This window comes from Pseudomonas fluorescens (assembly GCF_902498195.1).
GTDB lineage: Bacteria > Pseudomonadota > Gammaproteobacteria > Pseudomonadales > Pseudomonadaceae > Aquipseudomonas > Aquipseudomonas fluorescens_BU.
Genome location: NZ_CABVIY010000008.1, coordinates 146,176 through 163,816, shown reverse-complemented (window position 1 = coordinate 163,816; position 17,641 = coordinate 146,176). Strand labels below are relative to the sequence as shown.

Genomic DNA, 17,641 nt, shown 5'->3' with positions numbered 1-17,641 from the left:
GTAATTCTTGTTAACAGAAGTAATAGAGTATCTTTTTTTCCTGTATTGCTAGCCGCTCGTCCATTGCCAGAGCTAGTCTGTGAGTTTCCAAGGGGAGTTTTCTGATGTCCGCGCCATCTGTTTTGATCGCCGGTTGCGGTGATGTCGGTAGCCGCCTGGCCACGCAATTGTTGTCGGCCGGCTGGGAGGTTCATGGCCTGCGGCGTGACGTCTCCCGGCTGCCCGAAGGGGTGATTGGCGTTGCAGGCGACTTGTTCGACAAGGACTGTCCGGCGACCTGGCCGGTCGGCGCAGTCGATTACCTGGTGTATTGCGCAGCCGCCACCGATCACGACGAGGCCGGCTATCGCGCCGCTTACGTCCAGGGATTGGAGCATGTGCTGGAATGGCTGGAGGACTACGGACAGGTGCCCAATCGCCTGTTGTTCGTTTCCAGTAGCAGCGTCTACGGACAGCAGAATGGCGAGTGGGTCGACGAGACTTCGCCGGCCGTGGCCGCGGGTTATTCCGGGCGTGTGATGCTCGAAGCCGAGCAGATTGCCCTCGATAGCGGCATCCCGGCGAGCATTGTGCGTTTGACCGGCATTTACGGCCCGGGCCGCGAGTGGCTGCTGACCCAGGTACGGCGAGGCTATCGCGTGGCAGTCGATCCGCCGCTGTATGCCAATCGGATTCACGCGGACGACGCCGCCGGGTTGATGGCGTGCCTGCTTGAGGCGGATCGTCGTGGCGTGGCGCTGGACGATGTCTACATCGGCGTCGACGACGCGCCGGCAGCGCTGGCGGATGTGGTGGCCTGGCTGCGCGAGTACCTGGGCGTGACCGAGTGGGCGGAGGACGACAGCGTGCGCCGCACCGGGAGCAAGCGTTGCAGCAATGCGAGGGCGAAGGCGTTGGGCTGGGTGCCTCGTTATCCCAGTTTCCGCGAAGGCTATGCCGCGATCCTTGAAGGACGCTGCTGACCTCCGGTTAGCGCAATCCCCAATGTGGGAGCGGGCTTGCTCGCGAAAGTGGTGTATCAGTCGACATTAATGTCGAATGATAATTTGCTTTCGCGAGCAAGCCCGCTCCCACATTGGTCATGCGTTGCTTACTGCTTTTCGAGCAACCACTTGCGATTACCCGGCGTGAACTGTGGCTGTTCGTCAGCCAATGCGGTGTTCACCGTCTGGAAAATCTCCAGCTCTTTGCCTTTGCGCGTAAAGATCCAGGCGTTTCCCTGCCCGTTGAGCTGCAGCCACATGTTGTCGTTGCCGCCACTCATCGAAGCGCAGTCGCCGGCCAGGCACAGCGCATAACGATCTGTCCCCGGCAGGCCGGTCACCTGGCCGTCGGCCTGGAACTGCACGGTGTTGCCTTCGCCAGGGCCGCTGACGACTTTCCAGCTACCGCCCATGTAGGCCGAATACAGCGCCCGTTCGAAGCTGGCGCCCATCGGCGCGCCATCGGGAACCGGAATCAGGGCGCGGTCGAAGACCTGGGCCGGTTCGTTTTCAGTCGCGGCCTGGCTTAATTGTTTGCCGTCGCGCTTCAGTTCACTGCCGGAACTGCCATAAAAGTCGATTTTCCACGCACCGGACTCTTCGCCCAGCAGCTTGCCGTCGACATTCTCAAAACCATTGGTGTAGCGGGCCTGACCGGCCTTGGTGTTGACGTCCCATTCCAGGTTCGGACCGTAGGCCTGGAGCGCTTCACGCAGGGGGACGCCCTTGGAGGCAGCATCGATCGCCACCTGATTGATCCAGGTGCCGCTGATATCACGGTCGGCAGGGTTGCTGGCACAACCGCCCAGAAGCAGGGCGAGCAGCGAGAGAGCAAGCGCTTTGCGCATGGTGGAATCCTTTCAAGCTTTACTTTACAGCAGAGCAGTCGGCGCAGCCCGAGGCTGCGCCGCACGCCTTACTCGATGACCAGGATGGCATCCATTTCAACCTGCGAACCCTTCGGCAGGGCCGCTACGCCGATGGCGGCGCGGGCTGGGTAAGGCTGGTCGAAGTACTTGCCCATGATCTCGTTGACCTTGGCGAAGTGGCTCAGGTCGGTGAGGAAGATGTTCAGCTTGACGATGTCCTTGAACGAACCACCGGCGGCTTCAGCCACGGCCTTGAGGTTCTCGAACACCTGGACGGTCTGGGCTTCGAAGCCTTCGACCAGTTCCATGGTTTTTGGGTCCAGAGGAATTTGACCCGACATGTAGACGGTGTTGCCTGCCTTGATCGCCTGGGAGTAAGTGCCGATGGCGGCCGGGGCCTTGTCGCTGGTGATAACAGTCTTGGTCATGAATGACTCCTTGTAATGGATGGAGGGCTACGCGCGCATGCGGGTGATGCGGATCACCCCGGTCAGGGCGCGCAGTTTCTTGATCACGCGGGCCAGGTGCACACGGTCGTGGACGCTGACCACCAGTTGGACCACGCTGATGCGACCATCGCGTTCGTCCATGCTGATTTTTTCGATGTTGCCGTCGGCCGCGTTGACGCTGCTGGCCAGCAGGGCGATCAAGCCGCGCTGGTGTTCCAGCTCGACGCGCAGTTCGACATTGAATTCGCCGGTGACATCCTTGGCCCAGGAGAGCTGGATGCATTTTTCCGGGTTGTGGCGGATTTCGCTGATGTTGCGGCAGTTGTCCAGGTGCACGACCATGCCTTTGCCTGCCGACAGGTGGCCGACAATCGGGTCGCCCGGGATCGGCGTGCAACATTTGGCATAGCTGAGCACCAGGCCTTCGGTGCCGCGAATGGCCAGCGGACCTTCGGGGCTTGGCAACTGTTCGCCTTCGCCCAGCAGACGACGCGCCACCACATAGGCCATGCGATTTCCAAGGCCGATGTCTTCGAGCAGGTCTTCGACCAGTTCAAGGCGGTACTCGGTGAGCATGGCCTTGATGCGCTCGGCCTGGATTTTTTCCAGCGAGCTGTCGAAACCGTTAAGGACTTTGTTGAGCAGGCGCTCGCCCAGGCTGATGGACTCGGAGCGGCGTTGCAGTTTCAGCGCATGGCGGATGTGCGTGCGTGCCTTGCCGGTGACCACGAAGTTGAGCCACGCCGGGTTCGGCCGCGCGCCCGGTGCGCTGACGATCTCGACCGTGGAGCCGCTTTGCAGCGGTTCGGACAGCGGTGCGAGACGCCGGTTGATCCGGCAGGCAATGCAGCTGTTACCCACGTCGGTGTGCACCGCGTAAGCGAAGTCGACCGCCGTGGAGCCTTTGGGCAGCTCCATGATCCGGCCTTTGGGCGTGAACACGTAGACCTCGTCCGGGAACAGGTCGATCTTCACGCTCTCGATGAATTCCAGCGAGTTGCCGGCGCGTTGCTGCATCTCCAGCACGCCTTTGACCCACTGGCGGGCGCGTGCATGGGTGCCTTTGGGCTGCTCGTCGCCGCTGGATTTGTACAGCCAGTGGGCGGCGATGCCGTTGTTGGCCATCTCTTCCATTTCGCGGGTGCGGATCTGGATCTCGATCGGAACACCGTGCATGCCGAACAGCGTGGTGTGCAGCGACTGATAGCCGTTGGCCTTGGGGATCGCGATGTAGTCCTTGAAGCGACCCGGCAACGGTTTGTACAAATTATGTACAGCGCCCAGCACGCGGTAGCAGGTATCGACCTTGTCGACGATGATCCGGAACGCGTAGACGTCCATGATCTCGTTGAAGGCCCGACGCTTTCCACGCATTTTCTTGTAGATGCCGTAGAGGTGTTTCTGGCGACCGCTGACCTCGCCCTGGATGCCATCGATGGCCAGGCAGTGACTGAGGGACTCTTCGATCTTGTTGACGATTTCCTTGCGGTTGCCCCGGGCGCGTTTGACGGCCTGGTAGATCCGCGCGGAACGCATCGGGTGCATGGCCTTGAAGCCGAGGTCTTCGAATTCTATGCGGATGGCGTGCATGCCCAGCCGGTTGGCGATGGGCGCATAGATTTCCAGGGTTTCCTTGGCGATGCGCCGGCGTTTTTCGCCGGACAGCACTTCCAGCGTGCGCATGTTGTGCAGGCGGTCGGCCAGCTTGACCAGGATCACGCGAATGTCGCGGGCCATGGCCATGGCCATTTTCTGGAAGTTTTCGGCCTGGGCCTCGGCCTTGGTCTCGAAATTCATCTGGGTCAGTTTACTGACCCCGTCGACCAGTTCGGCCACGGTCTCGCCGAACTGCGCCTGCAGTGCTTCCTTGGCAATACCGGTGTCTTCGATCACGTCATGCAGCATGGCCGCCATCAGGCTCTGATGGTCCATATGCATGTCGGCAAGAATATTCGCAACCGCGAGTGGGTGCGTGACGTACGCCTCGCCGCTGCGGCGGCGCTGGCCGTCGTGGGCTTGTTCGGCGTAGAAATACGCTCGGCGGACCAGGTTGACCTGGTCATTGCCGAGGTAGGTCGATAAGCGATCGGCGAGGGCGTCTATGCTCGGCATGATGACTCCTGCCAGAAGCTGTGATCCCGCGCCGTGCTACGTCGACCAGGCATAGGCTTAGACGGCCTCGTTGGACTCGTCCTCGAATGCAGCAAAAAGCGGTTCATCTTCAACGATTTCGGCTTCGGCGATAGCTGCGTAGTCGATCAGGCCTTCAGCGATTTCACGCAGGGCGACGACGGTAGGCTTGTCGTTTTCCCAGGCTACTTTCGGCTCTTTGCCGCCGGTGGCCAGTTGACGGGCACGCTTGGTAGAGAGCATGACCAGCTCAAAGCGGTTATCCACGTGTTCTAGGCAGTCTTCAACGGTTACGCGGGCCATGGTCTTCCTCGTAGCAAATGCAATATGCGCGCTGCCCGGATGGGCGAGCGGACTCAACAGTTTAAAAAATCACCAGCGATTAGGGAAGCGCTGATTTTTTGATCAAGCCCTTCAACGCGCTGCAAGTGCCAATGTAAAGCCCTTGCAGCGGTTTTGGGAAGTGTCGGTTAATCGAGCAGTTCAGCCAAAAGCTTGCCGAATCGTTGTTGCTGGCGCTTCTGTTGCAGCTGATTGGCGCGGAAAATCGCTTTCAGATCGTCCAGCGCATGGGCGAAATTGTCGTTGATGATCAGGTAGTCGTAGTCGACGTAGTGGCTCATCTCGCTGACCGCTTCGCGCATCCGGCCGGCGATGATCTCGTCGCTGTCCTGGCCGCGATTGGTCAGGCGTTGGTGCAAAGCCTCCAGAGACGGGGGCAGAATGAAGATCGAGCGCGCCTGGGGCATCAGTTTGCGCACTTGCTCGGCGCCTTGCCAATCGATCTCCAGAATCAGGTCGTGGCCTTCGTCCAGGGTCTGCTGCAAGTGGCTTTGCGAGGTGCCATAGAGATTGCCGAACACTTCGGCGCGCTCGAGGAAATCCCCGTGTTCGATCATCTTCACGAACTCGCTGCGCTCGACGAAGTGATAGTTCACGCCGTCCACTTCACCGGGACGCATGGCGCGGGTGGTGTGGGAGACCGAAACGCGGATCTCCGGATTGGCGTCGGTCAGGGCCTTGACCAGGCTGCTCTTGCCTGCGCCCGAGGGGGCGGAAATGATGTACAGGGTGCCGGTGGTGTGGGTCATGTCGGGTATGCCTTACTCAATATTCTGCACTTGTTCGCGCATCTGCTCGATCAACACCTTGAGGTTGACCGCCGCCTGGGTGCTGCGCGGATCGAAGGCTTTGGAGCCCAGTGTGTTGGCTTCGCGGTTGAGTTCCTGCATCAGGAAGTCCAGGCGCCGCCCGGCAGCGCCGCCGGATTTGAGCACCCGGCGAACTTCGATGATGTGAGTGCTCAGGCGATCCAGTTCTTCGGCGACGTCGCTTTTTTGCGCGAGCATGACCATTTCCTGCTCCAGGCGTTGCGGGTCCATGTCGGCCTTCATGTCGGCAAAGCGGTCGAGCACTTTCTGGCGCTGGGTGGCAAGCATCTGTGGAACCAGTTCACGCAGGGTCACTACGTCTTCTTCAATCGACGTCAGGCGATCATTGATCAGCCGTGCCAGCTCCGCGCCTTCGCGCTCGCGGCCGGCCTTGAGTTCCTTGAGGCCCTGGTTGAACAGTGCCAGTGCTTCGGCATTCAAGGCTTGCGGGTCGGTCGCGTCACCCACCAGCACGCCGGGCCAGGCCAGCACTTCGAGCGGGTTCAGCGCTGCCGGATTTTTAATCAGGCCGGCAATGGTCTCGGCGGCAGCAACCAGCTGGGCGGCGCGCGCCTGGTCCACTTGCAGGGGTTTGCCGGTGTTTTCTTCGGTGAAGCGCAGGGTGCATTCGAGCTTGCCCCGGGACACGCCCTGGCGCAGGGCCTCGCGGACCGCGCCTTCGAGGTCGCGAAAGGACTCCGGCAAACGCAGGTGGGGTTCCAGGTAGCGGCTGTTGACCGAGCGCAGTTCCCAGCTCAGGGTGCCCTGGACGCCGGCTTTCTCGACGCGGGCGAAGGCGGTCATGCTGTGCACCATGGAGGTACCTCGCAATGCGGATCGGTGCGGAACCGAGGCTCCGGCAATCCGATATCAATGAATTTAAGCCGACTGGCAGCAAAGGCGCAGGATTGTAGCGCAGTGGGGCGGATGCGCCCAAACACACGGTGTCACAAACGGCTGCGGGCTGTCGGCAACGGGCCGTTCAGAGCCTTCGGTCGTCGGAGGATTTTTTTAGAAGTGCCCAGTCGTGGCCGGCGGCTCTATAATGCTCCGCAGTTTTCCGTCCCCGTACAGGTATCCCTTATGAAACGTCCAAGTGGTCGCGCTGCCGATCAGCTCCGCTCGATCCGCATTACCCGCAACTACACCAAACACGCCGAGGGATCCGTACTGGTCGAGTTCGGTGATACCAAAGTCATCTGCACCGTCAGCGTCGAAAACGGCGTGCCGCGTTTCCTCAAGGGGCAGGGTCAGGGCTGGTTGACCGCCGAGTACGGCATGCTGCCGCGCGCCACCGGCGAGCGTAACCAGCGTGAAGCCAGTCGTGGCAAGCAAGGCGGGCGTACCCTGGAAATCCAGCGTCTTATCGGCCGTTCCCTGCGCGCTGCGCTGGACATGTCCAAGCTGGGCGACGTCACCCTGTACGTCGACTGCGACGTGATCCAGGCCGACGGCGGCACTCGCACCGCCTCCATCACCGGCGCCATGGTTGCACTGGTCGATGCGTTGAAAGTGATCAAGAAGCGCGGCGGCCTGAAAGGCGGCGACCCGCTCAAGCAAATGATCGGTGCCGTTTCGGTCGGCATGTACCAGGGCGAGCCTGTGCTCGACCTCGACTACCTGGAAGACTCGGCAGCCGAGACCGACCTAAACGTGGTGATGACCAGCACCGGTGGCTTCATCGAAGTCCAGGGCACCGCCGAAGGCGCACCGTTCCAGCCTGAAGAGCTGAATGCCATGCTGGAGCTGGCGAAGAAAGGCATGAACGAAATTTTCGATCTGCAAAAGGCTGCACTGGCTGACTGATTGGATAAGCCCAGGCAAGGAGGACGCCATGAGTGACGAGCAACAGCTGCTACCCACCCCGAGCAAAGAAGTTCGGCAGTGGGCGATGTTTTGTCACTTGTCCGCCTTGCTGGGGATCTGGATTCCGTTCGGCACGTTGATCGGCCCTTTGATTCTGTGGCAAATGAAACGCGAGATGGACCCGTTCATCGACGCCCAGGGCAAGGAAGCGCTGAATTTTCAGATCACCGTGGCCATCGCGTCCGCCATCAGCTTCCTGCTGATGGTGGTGATTATCGGGTTTTTCCTGTTTGGCTTGATCGCCATTGGCGCGCTGGTGCTGACGATCATCGGTGGTGTGAAAGCCAATGAAGGTATTCCTTACCGTTATCCTTTTACGTGGCGTTTGATCAAATAGTGTCAATTCAGAACTTCCATGTTGAAAGATGCAGTTCCTGATATTTAAAAAAAGCCCTGACTTGTCGGGGCTTTTTTTCAACTAAATTAATCTCTGATACGTGTAGGACTAATCTGTCTTCGATGTATGGCAGGGAAAATTTTATATATAACTGCTCTTACATATTTAGTCACAACTGTTAAGTCAGAGCGTTGCTATATGCCCTTGGCAGCAAGACTTTGCGATTGCTAAAGTCCGCGCGCGAAATATTCATTCAAAAATATTTCTATAGGTTCAAGCCATCGAAGGTTCTTGAATTCCAGAGTAGTCAGTGTTGAGACAATCAGCCGTTTCATAAGGTGCGCTTAGGGAAAAGTTCGCCTATGAATATATAGCCAAGAATAATCCAAATGATTCAGCTCGATTTTTATGGAACGCTCGTGGCCGCCTCCCTTGTGCTTCTTCTGGGGCGCGGCCTTATTGCCCGTGTTGCTGTCCTGCGCAATTTCAATATCCCCGAGCCAGTAGCGGGCGGTCTGTTGGTCGCACTCGTACTTTTGCTGTTGCGAACACTTGATATCGAAGTTCGTTTCGATACCTCGCTGCAAACGCCTCTGATGCTGGCGTTTTTTGCCACTATCGGTCTGAGTGCAGACTTCGCCAGCCTTAAGAAAGGCGGTCGCGTAGTAGCGGTATTCCTCATGGCAGTCATCGGGCTTCTTTTGCTGCAGAACGCCATAGGCATCGGACTGGCGACCCTACTGGGGCTGGATCCGCTGATGGGGTTGTTGACGGGCTCGATTAGCCTGGCGGGTGGACACGGAACTGGCGCTGCGTGGGGAACCGTATTCAATGAACAATACGGTCTGGCTTCCGCCTCTGAACTGGCGATAGCCTCCGCGACGTTCGGCCTGGTGTTGGGTGGATTGATCGGTGGTCCGGTTGCGCGTCTGCTCATCAAGCGCGTGGAGGTGCCCGGTTGCAACATGCAGGAGGCGCCGCGCCTGCCGAAAGGTTTTGAGCAGCCGAACAAAGAGCGTTCAATCACGCCCTTTACGTTTATCGAAACCCTGGCATTGATCGCAGTCAGCTTGCTGGCTGGAAATCTTTTGAATGGGCTGCTGCACGGAACGGCATTCGAGTTGCCGACATTCGTTTGTGTGCTGTTCGTGGGCGTGTTGCTGCGCAACGGTCTTTCGGCATTTGGGTTGTATCAGGTATTCGAGCGTGAAGTCTCGGTGCTGGGAAATGTCAGCCTGTCGCTGTTTCTTGCCATCGCGCTGATGTCGCTCAAGTTGTGGGACCTGGCGGCGTTGGCATTGCCAATCTTCATCATCCTGGCCTTGCAGGCGTTGGTCATGGCGCTTTTCGCGATTTTCGTGACGTTCAGAGTGATGGGCAGCAACTACGATGCGGCGGTGTTGGCGGCAGGGCACTGTGGTTTCGGGCTGGGTGCGACGCCAACGGCCATCGCAAACATGCAGGCGGTGACGCAGCGCTATGGGCCGTCGCAGATCTCGTTTCTGGTCGTACCGATGGTGGGCGCGTTCTTCATCGACATTATCAATGTCATCGTGATCAAGTTGTACCTGGCCCTGCCGTTTTTTGCCGTAACCTGAGACGCATGGCTGGCGCGAACTGCCGCATAAAAAATGCCCGTATCTCGCGATACGGGCATTTTTTATGTGTAGCGGCGTTTAGATGGTCAGCGTCCAGTCGTAATCCACGATCAACGGCGCGTGTTGCGAGAACCGCGGCTGGCGTGGCAGGCGTGCGCTGCGTACAAAGCGGCGCAGGCCCGGGGTCAGCAGCTGATAGTCGAAGCGCCAGCCGAGGTTGAGCATTTCGGCCTGTTCGTTATCCGGCCACCAGCTGTACTGGTCGCCTTCACGGCTGACTTCGCGCAGGGCATCAACGTAACCCATGTTGCCGACAATCTCGTCCATCCAGGCCCGCTCAGGTGCCAGGAAGCCCGGAGATTGCTGGCTGTCGCGCCAGTTCTTGATATCCAGTTTCTGTTGCGCCACGTACAGCGAGCCACAATAAATGTACTCGCGGCGTTTGCGCCGCTGCTTGTCCAGGTACTTGGCGAAGTCGTCCATGAGCTTGAATTTCTGGTTCAAGTCCTCATCGCCGTTCATACCTGACGGAAGCAGCAGGGTTGCAATACTGACTTTGTCGAAATCGGCTTGCAGGTAGCGCCCGTAGCGGTCGGCCGTCTCGAAACCGAGACCGCTGATGACAGCCTTCGGTTGCAACCGCGAGTACAAAGCCACACCACCTTGGGTGGGGACTTCGGCGTCGCAGGCATAAAGGAAGTATCCATCCAGTTGGAAGGCTGGATCGTCCAGTTCAAAGGCGGAGGCACGGGTGTCCTGCAGGCAGATGACGTCGGCATTCTGTGCTTGCAGCCAACTGAGCAAACCTCGCTCGACTGCAGCCTGAATACCATTGACGTTCACACTGATGATCCGCATAAATGGCCCCAAAAATCGCGTGCGTGTATGATACACGGCGTCAAGCTAATTAGCTAAATCCGTGGTATTTGGGGTTTTTTTCATGCAAGCGTATCAGCGCGATTTCATTCGTTTTGCCATCGATCGCGGCGTTTTGCGCTTCGGTGAGTTCACCCTGAAGTCCGGGCGCACCAGTCCTTACTTCTTCAATGCGGGCCTGTTCAACTCGGGTTCGGCCCTGGCGCAGCTGGGGCGTTTCTACGCCGCAGCCATTGCCGAGAGCGGTATTGCGTTCGACGTGTTGTTCGGCCCGGCCTACAAGGGCATCCCTCTGGCGGCAACCACCGCCGTGGCGCTGGCCGAACATCACAACCGTGATCTGCCATGGTGCTTCAACCGCAAGGAAGCCAAGGCCCACGGTGAAGGCGGCAGTCTGGTTGGCGCACCGCTGACCGGCGACGTGCTGATCATCGACGATGTAATTACCGCGGGCACCGCCATTCGCGAAGTGATGCAAATCATCGCTTCCCAGGACGGCGCCAAGGCAGCCGGTGTACTTATCGCCCTGAACCGTCAGGAGCGCGGCAACGGTGAGTTGTCGGCGATCCAGGAAGTGGAGCGCGACTTCGGGATCCCGGTGATCAGCATTGTTTCGTTGAACCAGGTACTCGAATTCCTGGCTGACGATCCGCAGCTCAAGCAGCATTTGCCGGCGGTGGAAGCCTATCGGGCACAGTTCGGCGTCTGATGAGAAGGCCCTGTTTACAGGGCCTTTTTTTGCCGGCATTCAGCGCAGATGGCGCCATTTGACGATGAGCCGCGCGGTCAGCCAAACGTTGAGCAGTGCAAAGGCCAGAAGTGCGTAGTCCACCAGTACATAAAGCGTCAGACCCACATCGAAGTCCCACAGGTCCAGCCTGCTGCCGCGCATGATCCGCACCGTTGCCGGCAGGTTGACGTAAAACAGCGCCACAAAGGTGGCTGTCAACGGCAATGCACGGCTGAAAAAAGCAGTGATCACTTGTTTCCGGCTGCGCTTTCTGGCGAGCGGACCTGGTTGTTTTTCGTCCAGCTCCAGGGCTGCTTGCAACTTTGGCCAGGCCAGGTTGAACAGGAAGGTGGTCAAGGTCAGCAGCAAGCCGCTGACCGCGACGACGTCACTCAACGGCATTGAGGCCAAGCGTCTGGCACAGCAGGGCGTGGGAGTCCTCGCTGATCTCGAACTGGCCGGCGCTGCCTTTGCGCTTGATGATGGGTTTGAAGGTCGGCTGGTTTTGGGTGATCAGCATGTTCAGCTCATCACGGATCACATCCGAGCTGATGACCACGAGGTACACCGTCTGCGCGTGTTCGGCTGACTCGATAACGGTCCGCATGCTGTGTTGCAGAATGTCATCCAGTTGATTGCGGAAGCGTGAGACCGTGTTTTTCAGCAGGGTTTTGCTCTGGCTTTGGGTCAGCTGGAAAATGGTCGATATCTGCGATTCGGTCGGCAATGTTTGCCCGAAGTAACTCTGAATCAGATACAGCAAGCGATCCTGCTTCGCCTCGTCGGCCCTGCTCGGCATGCCGCCTTCGACCAGCATCTTCAAGTATTCGGTCAAACTGGCCTTGGCAATACGCTGAAGGGCGTGGGCAATTTCAGGGTCAGAAATGCGCAAGGTCTTTTTGACCGGCTCCTTTTGCTCCTGCTCGAAAGTCTCGGCGTCTATCGTGAACGAGATCTGCATGGCTCAATCACTCCCGAGGTCATTTTTTGCTGGCAGGAACAGCGGTCTCGGCTTTTTTACGCTCGACCGGTTTGTCGGCGTTCGGATACGGATCTTTTACTGCATCGCCCTGGCCGGTCAGGATTTTCCAGCCATGACGGGTGTGCGCGGTTTTGCGCAGTTGCGGGCAAGGGGGCATCGACGTCTTGGCCTGGTTCGAATACTCGTGACCGCAGTCGACGCAGGCATAGGTGCCCGCTGAAACATCGCTGCCGTAAGGGACGTAGTCTTTTTGCATGGTAAGTCTCCTGTGGATACGGAGACGATCCTATGCAGATTGATTCCTTTGCGATGTCAGACGTTTCGCTTAGTTGAGTCAGGCATTTCCTGCGCGCATAAAAAAGATCGCCGATTTCGTCAGCTCCTACAGACATTTCGTACATCCGAAAAATCATCTGTCGCAGGAGTGGCCGAAGGCGGCGATCTCTTTAAGGTTTTGAATCAGTGACGCTTGCGGTTGCTGATCAGGGTGCCCACGCCGGTGTCGGTGAAAATCTCCAGCAGGATCGCGTTCGGTACGCGTCCGTCGATGATCAGCGAGCTGCCCACGCCACCCTGGACCGCTTCCAGCGCGCAACGGATCTTCGGCAGCATGCCGCCGTAGATGGTGCCGTCGGCGATCAGATCGTCGACCTGCTGGGTGCTCAGGCCGGTCAGGACCGTGCCCGACTTGTCCATCAGGCCGGCGATGTTGGTCAGTAGCATCAGCTTCTCGGCTTTCAATGCTTCGGCCACTTTACCGGCCACCAGGTCAGCGTTGATGTTGTACGACTCGCCGTTGGCGCCGACGCCGATAGGCGCGATCACCGGGATGAAATCGCCCTTGACCAGCAGGTTCAGCAGGTCGGTGTTGATCCCGACCACTTCGCCGACGTGGCCGATGTCGATGATTTCCGGCTGGGTCATCTCCGGTGTCTGGCGGGTGACGGTGAGCTTCTTCGCACGAATCAGCTCGGCGTCTTTACCGGTCAGGCCGATGGCGCTGCCGCCGTGACGGTTGATCAGGTTGACGATGTCCTTGTTGACCTGGCCACCGAGGACCATTTCCACCACGTCCATGGTCGCGGCGTCGGTGACGCGCATGCCATCGACAAAGTGGCTTTCGATCGACAGGCGCTTGAGCAGATCACCGATTTGCGGACCGCCACCGTGAACCACCACCGGGTTGATGCCGACGGCTTTCATCAAAACGATGTCGCGGGCGAAGCCGGTTTTCAGCTCCTCGCTTTCCATCGCGTTGCCGCCGTATTTGATCACCAGTGTCTTGCCGACATAGCGGCGAATGTAAGGCAGCGCTTCGGACAGGACCTTGGCGGTATTAGCGGCGGCATCGCGTTCGAGGGTCATTCAGGGCTCCGGTGCTTCAAGAAATCAAAACGGTAGTTGGAGATCAGGTGCAACACGCTTCAACTGGACATGGAAGACGTCCTTGATGCGCTGCAATTCAGCCTCGTCATCGGCCTCGAAGCGCAGCACCAGCACCGGCGTGGTGTTGGAGGCGCGAACCAGGCCCCAGCCTTTGGCGTAGTCGACTCGCACGCCGTCAATGGTGGTCAGGTCGGCGCCTTCGCCCCATTGTGCGTCGTGCAATGCATCAATGATGCTGAATTTGCTCTCTTCGGTCACATGGATATTGATTTCCGGCGTAGAAATATCGTTCGGGAAGGTCTCGAAGAGCTCTTCGGCGGTGGATTTTTCCTTGCTGAGGATCTCCAGCAACCGCGCGGCGCTGTAAATGCCGTCGTCGAAACCGAACCAGCGCTCCTTGAAGAAGATGTGCCCGCTCATTTCACCGGCCAGCAGCGCGCCGGACTGTTTCATTTTCTTTTTGATCAACGAATGACCGGTCTTCCACATGAGCGGGCGACCACCGTATTCCTTGATCAGCGGGGTCAGGCGGCGGGTGCATTTGACGTCGAAGATGATTTCCGCGTCCGGGTTGCGCGCCACCACGTCGCGGGCAAACAGCATCAGCAGGCGATCGGGGAAGACGATGCTGCCGGTGTTGGTCACCACGCCTACGCGGTCGCCGTCGCCGTCAAAGGCCAGGCCGATGTCGGCGTTGGTTTCCTTGACCTTGTCGATCAGGTCGACGAGGTTTTCAGGCTTGCCCGGGTCCGGGTGGTGGTTCGGGAAATTGCCGTCGACTTCGCAGAACAGCGGGATGACTTCGCAGTTGAGCGCTTCGATCAGTTGCGGGGCAATCACACCGGCCGCGCCGTTGCCGCAGTCCACCACGACTTTCAGGCGTCGGGCCAGTTTGATGTCCTGGACGATTTCAGTGGTGTAGCGGTCGAGGATCTCGACCTGGGTGATGCTGCCTTCGCCGCTGCTCAGGTCGTTGCTCTTGAGGCGGTCGTGCAGGGCCTGGATCTGTTCGTTGGCCAGGGTGTCGCCCGCGATGACGATCTTGAAGCCGTTGTAGTTCGACGGGTTGTGGCTACCGGTCAGCATTACACCGGATTTACCGGCAAGTACGTTGGCGGCGTAGTACAGCGCCGGGGTTGGCACCAGGCCGACGTCGCTGACGTGGCAGCCGCTGTCGGCCAGGCCCTGGATCAATTGCTCGACCAGTTCAGGGCCGGACAGGCGCCCGTCACGGCCAACGGATACGTTGGGTTCGCCTTGGGACAGGCTCTGGGCACCGATGGCGCGACCGAGCCAGTAAGCGGTTTCAGCGTTCAGGAATTCCGGGACAGTGCCGCGTATGTCATAGGCGCGGAAAATGCTGTCGGGGAACTTGGGGGCGACGCGGGCGGGGGTGGTCATCTGTGGAAATGCTCCATCTTGAAAGTGACTGGACCTGGCTGCGAATCACTCATCGGCAGGCTCAAACTGGAAAGTATGACGGCGTTTTCCGCGCAGAGTTCGTGGTGTGAAAGGGCCATGACGCAGCATCCGACGTGGCTTGGCTCATCCAAGGCCTTGATTTTCCGCGCTACGCCTTGCAGATGGGCCTGCACATTGCGTGGTGAGGGCGCTCGTTTTCTGTAGGAGCTGCCGAAGGCTGCGATCTTTTGATCTTGAAAAATCAAAAGACCGCAGCCTTCGGCAGCTCCTGCAGGGGAGGGCGTCTCTACCGGATCAGTTGCTGCCGGAATGGCCGAAGCCACCGGTGCCGCGCTGGGTCTCGACAAACTCCTCGACCATCTCGAAATGTGCTTGAACCACCGGCACCAACACCAGCTGGGCCAGGCGTTCGCCAACCGTCATGGTGAAGTCGGTCTGGCCGCGGTTCCAGCACGAAACCATCAGTGGGCCCTGGTAGTCCGAGTCGATCAGGCCGACCAGGTTGCCCAGCACGATGCCGTGCTTATGGCCCAGGCCGGAGCGTGGCAGGATCAGCGCCGCGAGATTCGGGTCACCGATATAGACCGACAGCCCGGTGGGGATCAGCACGGTCTCGCCCGGTTTGATCACGATGTCATTTTCCAGCATGGCACGCAGGTCGAGGCCGGCGGAGCCTGGGGTGGCGTACTGTGGCAGCGGGAATTCGGTACCGATGCGAGGGTCGAGGATCTTGGCTTGCAAAGCGTGCATGTAAATTAAACCTGGTTCAGTCGTTCAGCGATGAAAGTGATCAGCTGGCGAGCAATCTTGCTCTTGCTGGTCTGGGCGAAAAGTGTGGCGTGTAGCTGGCGGTCGATCACGCTGCAGGCGTTCTCTTCGCTATTGAAGCCGATGCTCGGGTTGGCAACGTCGTTGGCGACGATCAAGTCGAGATTCTTGTCTTTCAGCTTGCGGGCGGCGTAGTCGAGCAGGTGTTCGGTTTCGGCGGCGAAACCGACACTGAATGGACGGTCGGGGCGCGTGGCGATGCTGGCCAGGATATCCGGGTTGCGCACCATTTGTAGCAACAAGCCGTCGCCGTTCGTAGGATCTTTCTTGAGTTTCTGGGGTGCGACGACTTCCGGTCTGTAGTCCGCGACCGCTGCCGAGGCGATGAACAGGTCGCAGGGGATCGCGGCTTCACAGGCGGCGAGCATGTCACGGGCACTGACCACATCGATGCGAGTGACGCGATCCGGGGTCGGCAGGTGCACCGGGCCGGTGATCAGCGTCACGCGGGCGCCGGCTTCCACGGCGGCTTCGGCCAGGGCGAAGCCCATTTTTCCGGAGCTGTGATTGGTGATGTAGCGCACCGGGTCGATGTTTTCCTGGGTCGGACCGGCGGTGATCAGCACGTGTTTGCCGGTCAGCGCCTGGCGCTTGAAGCAATCCGCGGCCAGTTGCGCCAGGTCGGTAGCTTCGAGCATACGACCCAGGCCAACGTCGCCGCAGGCCTGGCTGCCGGAGGCTGGGCCGAAGACCTTGAGGTCGCGGCTTTCTAGGGTTTGCAGGTTGGCCTGGGTGGCCGGATCGCGCCACATGGCCTGGTTCATCGCCGGGGCAACGGCGACCACCGCATCGGTGGCCAGCACCAGCGTGGTCAGCAGGTCATCGGCAATGCCTTGGGCCAGCCGGGCGATCAAGTCTGCGGTGGCGGGGGCGATCAGCACCAGGTCAGCCCACTTGGCCAGCTCGATATGACCCATGGCCGCTTCGGCCGCCGGGTCCAGCAGGTCCAGGTGCACAGGGTGCCCGGACAGGGCCTGCATGGTCAGAGGGGTGATGAACTCGGCACCGCCACGGGTCATGACCACGCGCACTTCGGCGCCCTGGTCCATCAGGCGGCGAACCAGATCGGCGCTCTTGTAGGCAGCAATGCCGCCGCCGACGCCCAGAACAATGCGTTTCCGATACAGCCGCTGCATAGGCCTGCCTTTCAATTCGTTAGTGACTGCGTGGCGATACCCCCTCCCCAGGAGTGAAATCGCTCGCAAAAAAGATGGGCTACGATATCACAGCGACCGCGACGGAACAGCGGCGCCCACAGACAGGGAAGTGCTATGAGTATTCGCGATTGGCCTGCGGCTGAACGCCCGCGGGAGAAGCTTCTTGAGCAGGGATCGGCGAGCCTTTCGGACGCCGAGTTGCTGGCGATCTTTCTACGAACCGGTGTGTCCGGCAAAAGCGCCGTGGACCTGGCGCGTTATCTGCTCGGCCAATTCGGCAGTTTGCGATCGCTGCTGGAGGCTGACCAGCTGACGTTCAGCGGTCATTTGGGTTTGGGGCCGGCAAAGTTCGCGCAGTTGCAGGCCGTGCTGGAAATGGGGCGCCGGCATCTGGCCGAGCGCCTGCGCCACAGATCCGTACTGGAAAATCCGCACGCGGTTCGCGAATACCTGAAATCGATGCTGCGCCACGAACCTCATGAGGTGTTCGGCTGCCTGTTCCTCGATTCAAAACATCAGGTGTTGGGGTTTGAAGCGCTGTTTCGCGGCTCCATCGACAACACCAGCGTGCATCCGCGGGAGGTGGTCAAGCGCGCCTTGGCGCATAACGCCGCGGCCCTGATCCTCTGCCACAACCACCCGTCAGGCAACTCGGATCCAAGCCAGGCAGACCGGGTGTTGACCAAGCGCCTGCAAAAGGCGCTGGAGCTGATTGATGTGCGGGTACTCGACCATTTCATCATCGGTGACGGCGATCCGCTGTCGATGGCGGAGTACGGCTGGATGTGAATCATTGTAGGAGCGAGCTTGCTCGCGATGGTTGTATGGACACCGCGTTCATTCAGGCAGCCATCGTCATCGTTGAAGTCCATCGCGA

General features: G+C 59.4%; 19 protein-coding genes and 1 pseudogene. 6 read left to right on the top strand and 14 right to left on the bottom strand.

All coding sequences use genetic code 11. The annotated features are described in order from the left end of the window. Positions 1–104: 104 nt before the first annotated feature. Entirely contained in the window at positions 105–962 is an 858-nt protein-coding gene (locus tag F8N66_RS26860; protein ID WP_150773017.1) for an SDR family oxidoreductase, read from the top strand. A gap of 128 nt (positions 963–1,090) precedes the next feature. On the opposite strand, the gene F8N66_RS26855 is transcribed toward F8N66_RS26860, so the two are convergent. From F8N66_RS26855 to F8N66_RS26830, 6 genes are all read right to left on the bottom strand, one after another. Further along, positions 1,091–1,831 (bottom strand): hypothetical protein, encoded by a 741-nt coding sequence (locus F8N66_RS26855; RefSeq protein ID WP_150773016.1) that lies wholly within the window; start codon positions 1,829–1,831, stop codon positions 1,091–1,093. A 68-nt stretch (positions 1,832–1,899) separates the two neighbouring features. After that, entirely contained in the window at positions 1,900–2,280 is a 381-nt protein-coding gene (locus tag F8N66_RS26850) for a RidA family protein (protein ID WP_003229509.1), read from the bottom strand. 27 nt (positions 2,281–2,307) lie between these two features. Beyond that, a complete protein-coding gene (spoT, locus tag F8N66_RS26845; RefSeq protein ID WP_150773015.1) occupies positions 2,308–4,413 on the bottom strand; it encodes a bifunctional GTP diphosphokinase/guanosine-3',5'-bis pyrophosphate 3'-pyrophosphohydrolase in 2,106 nt (701 codons plus the stop codon). Between the two features lie 57 nt (positions 4,414–4,470). Further along, the gene (gene rpoZ, locus F8N66_RS26840) at positions 4,471–4,734 is read right to left on the bottom strand and encodes a DNA-directed RNA polymerase subunit omega (protein ID WP_007921129.1); all 264 of its coding nucleotides are present in this window, start codon (positions 4,732–4,734) and stop codon (positions 4,471–4,473) included. Between the two features lie 167 nt (positions 4,735–4,901). Next, positions 4,902–5,522, bottom strand: a complete 621-nt coding sequence (gene gmk / locus F8N66_RS26835) for a guanylate kinase (RefSeq protein ID WP_150773014.1) — start codon at positions 5,520–5,522, stop codon at positions 4,902–4,904. Between the two features lie 12 nt (positions 5,523–5,534). After that, a complete protein-coding gene (locus tag F8N66_RS26830) occupies positions 5,535–6,398 on the bottom strand; it encodes a YicC/YloC family endoribonuclease (RefSeq protein ID WP_150773013.1) in 864 nt (287 codons plus the stop codon). A 267-nt stretch (positions 6,399–6,665) separates the two neighbouring features. Between F8N66_RS26830 and rph the strand changes: the two genes are divergently transcribed. From rph to gltS, 3 genes are all read left to right on the top strand, one after another. Then, on the top strand, positions 6,666–7,388 hold the full coding sequence (gene rph, locus F8N66_RS26825; RefSeq protein ID WP_047535109.1) for a ribonuclease PH: 723 nt from the start codon (positions 6,666–6,668) through the stop codon (positions 7,386–7,388). Positions 7,389–7,416: 28 nt separating this feature from the next. Further along, positions 7,417–7,785 (top strand): DUF4870 domain-containing protein, encoded by a 369-nt coding sequence (locus F8N66_RS26820; RefSeq protein ID WP_150773012.1) that lies wholly within the window; start codon positions 7,417–7,419, stop codon positions 7,783–7,785. Between the two features lie 389 nt (positions 7,786–8,174). Next, the gene (gene gltS / locus F8N66_RS26815) at positions 8,175–9,383 is read left to right on the top strand and encodes a sodium/glutamate symporter (protein ID WP_150773011.1); all 1,209 of its coding nucleotides are present in this window, start codon (positions 8,175–8,177) and stop codon (positions 9,381–9,383) included. A 78-nt stretch (positions 9,384–9,461) separates the two neighbouring features. Here the strand turns inward: gltS and F8N66_RS26810 are convergent, their stop codons facing one another. Continuing rightward, positions 9,462–10,241, bottom strand: coding sequence for an exodeoxyribonuclease III (locus F8N66_RS26810; RefSeq protein ID WP_150773010.1), 780 nt, complete (start codon positions 10,239–10,241; stop codon positions 9,462–9,464). An 82-nt stretch (positions 10,242–10,323) separates the two neighbouring features. Here F8N66_RS26810 and pyrE point away from each other — a divergent pair, with 82 nt between their 5' ends. Then, positions 10,324–10,968, top strand: a complete 645-nt coding sequence (gene pyrE, locus F8N66_RS26805) for an orotate phosphoribosyltransferase (protein ID WP_008047079.1) — start codon at positions 10,324–10,326, stop codon at positions 10,966–10,968. Positions 10,969–11,007: 39 nt separating this feature from the next. Here pyrE and F8N66_RS26800 read toward each other — a convergent pair whose 3' ends face one another. The 7 genes and pseudogenes from F8N66_RS26800 to coaBC all read right to left on the bottom strand — a co-directional run bounded on the left by F8N66_RS26800 (position 11,008) and on the right by coaBC (position 16,743). Further along, the gene (locus tag F8N66_RS26800; RefSeq protein WP_150773009.1) at positions 11,008–11,391 is read right to left on the bottom strand and encodes a hypothetical protein; all 384 of its coding nucleotides are present in this window, start codon (positions 11,389–11,391) and stop codon (positions 11,008–11,010) included. Next, on the bottom strand, positions 11,378–11,950 hold the full coding sequence (locus F8N66_RS26795) for a hypothetical protein (RefSeq protein ID WP_150773008.1): 573 nt from the start codon (positions 11,948–11,950) through the stop codon (positions 11,378–11,380). The genes F8N66_RS26800 and F8N66_RS26795 overlap by 14 nt, the downstream gene beginning before the upstream one ends. A gap of 19 nt (positions 11,951–11,969) precedes the next feature. Then, on the bottom strand, positions 11,970–12,227 hold the full coding sequence (locus tag F8N66_RS26790; RefSeq protein ID WP_150773007.1) for a hypothetical protein: 258 nt from the start codon (positions 12,225–12,227) through the stop codon (positions 11,970–11,972). 203 nt (positions 12,228–12,430) lie between these two features. Beyond that, a complete protein-coding gene (argB, locus tag F8N66_RS26785) occupies positions 12,431–13,336 on the bottom strand; it encodes an acetylglutamate kinase (RefSeq protein WP_150773006.1) in 906 nt (301 codons plus the stop codon). A 24-nt stretch (positions 13,337–13,360) separates the two neighbouring features. Then, a pseudogene (locus tag F8N66_RS26780) lies at positions 13,361–14,737 on the bottom strand (phosphomannomutase/phosphoglucomutase); the annotation flags it as partial. A 336-nt stretch (positions 14,738–15,073) separates the two neighbouring features. After that, positions 15,074–15,529: a dUTP diphosphatase gene (gene dut, locus F8N66_RS26770; RefSeq protein WP_150773003.1), complete on the bottom strand. Its 456-nt coding sequence runs from the start codon at positions 15,527–15,529 to the stop codon at positions 15,074–15,076. Between the two features lie 5 nt (positions 15,530–15,534). Continuing rightward, complete coding sequence (coaBC, locus tag F8N66_RS26765; RefSeq protein ID WP_150773002.1) at positions 15,535–16,743, bottom strand: bifunctional phosphopantothenoylcysteine decarboxylase/phosphopantothenate--cysteine ligase CoaBC; 1,209 nt, start codon at positions 16,741–16,743, stop codon at positions 15,535–15,537. Between the two features lie 135 nt (positions 16,744–16,878). Between coaBC and radC the strand changes: the two genes are divergently transcribed. Beyond that, positions 16,879–17,553: a RadC family protein gene (radC, locus tag F8N66_RS26760; protein WP_150773001.1), complete on the top strand. Its 675-nt coding sequence runs from the start codon at positions 16,879–16,881 to the stop codon at positions 17,551–17,553. The last annotated feature ends 88 nt before the right edge of the window (positions 17,554–17,641 follow it).

Excerpts from the sequence above, each read along its gene's own strand:
- F8N66_RS26850 (WP_003229509.1), bottom strand. The coding sequence starts at position 2,280 with ATGACCAAGACTGTTATCACCAGCGACAAGGCCCCGGCCGCCATCGGC.
- F8N66_RS26795 (WP_150773008.1), bottom strand. The coding sequence starts at position 11,950 with ATGCAGATCTCGTTCACGATAGACGCCGAGACTTTCGAGCAGGAGCAA.
- pyrE (WP_008047079.1), top strand. The coding sequence starts at position 10,324 with ATGCAAGCGTATCAGCGCGATTTCATTCGTTTTGCCATCGATCGCGGC.
- F8N66_RS26830 (WP_150773013.1), bottom strand. The coding sequence starts at position 6,398 with ATGGTGCACAGCATGACCGCCTTCGCCCGCGTCGAGAAAGCCGGCGTC.
- gmk (WP_150773014.1), bottom strand. The coding sequence starts at position 5,522 with ATGACCCACACCACCGGCACCCTGTACATCATTTCCGCCCCCTCGGGC.
- rph (WP_047535109.1), top strand. The coding sequence starts at position 6,666 with ATGAAACGTCCAAGTGGTCGCGCTGCCGATCAGCTCCGCTCGATCCGC.
- rpoZ (WP_007921129.1), bottom strand. The coding sequence starts at position 4,734 with ATGGCCCGCGTAACCGTTGAAGACTGCCTAGAACACGTGGATAACCGC.
- F8N66_RS26860 (WP_150773017.1), top strand. The coding sequence starts at position 105 with ATGTCCGCGCCATCTGTTTTGATCGCCGGTTGCGGTGATGTCGGTAGC.
- F8N66_RS26855 (WP_150773016.1), bottom strand. The coding sequence starts at position 1,831 with ATGCGCAAAGCGCTTGCTCTCTCGCTGCTCGCCCTGCTTCTGGGCGGT.
- F8N66_RS26810 (WP_150773010.1), bottom strand. The coding sequence starts at position 10,241 with ATGCGGATCATCAGTGTGAACGTCAATGGTATTCAGGCTGCAGTCGAG.
- coaBC (WP_150773002.1), bottom strand. The coding sequence starts at position 16,743 with ATGCAGCGGCTGTATCGGAAACGCATTGTTCTGGGCGTCGGCGGCGGC.
- spoT (WP_150773015.1), bottom strand. The coding sequence starts at position 4,413 with ATGCCGAGCATAGACGCCCTCGCCGATCGCTTATCGACCTACCTCGGC.
- F8N66_RS26800 (WP_150773009.1), bottom strand. The coding sequence starts at position 11,391 with ATGCCGTTGAGTGACGTCGTCGCGGTCAGCGGCTTGCTGCTGACCTTG.
- gltS (WP_150773011.1), top strand. The coding sequence starts at position 8,175 with ATGATTCAGCTCGATTTTTATGGAACGCTCGTGGCCGCCTCCCTTGTG.
- dut (WP_150773003.1), bottom strand. The coding sequence starts at position 15,529 with ATGCACGCTTTGCAAGCCAAGATCCTCGACCCTCGCATCGGTACCGAA.
- radC (WP_150773001.1), top strand. The coding sequence starts at position 16,879 with ATGAGTATTCGCGATTGGCCTGCGGCTGAACGCCCGCGGGAGAAGCTT.
- F8N66_RS26790 (WP_150773007.1), bottom strand. The coding sequence starts at position 12,227 with ATGCAAAAAGACTACGTCCCTTACGGCAGCGATGTTTCAGCGGGCACC.
- F8N66_RS26820 (WP_150773012.1), top strand. The coding sequence starts at position 7,417 with ATGAGTGACGAGCAACAGCTGCTACCCACCCCGAGCAAAGAAGTTCGG.
- argB (WP_150773006.1), bottom strand. The coding sequence starts at position 13,336 with ATGACCCTCGAACGCGATGCCGCCGCTAATACCGCCAAGGTCCTGTCC.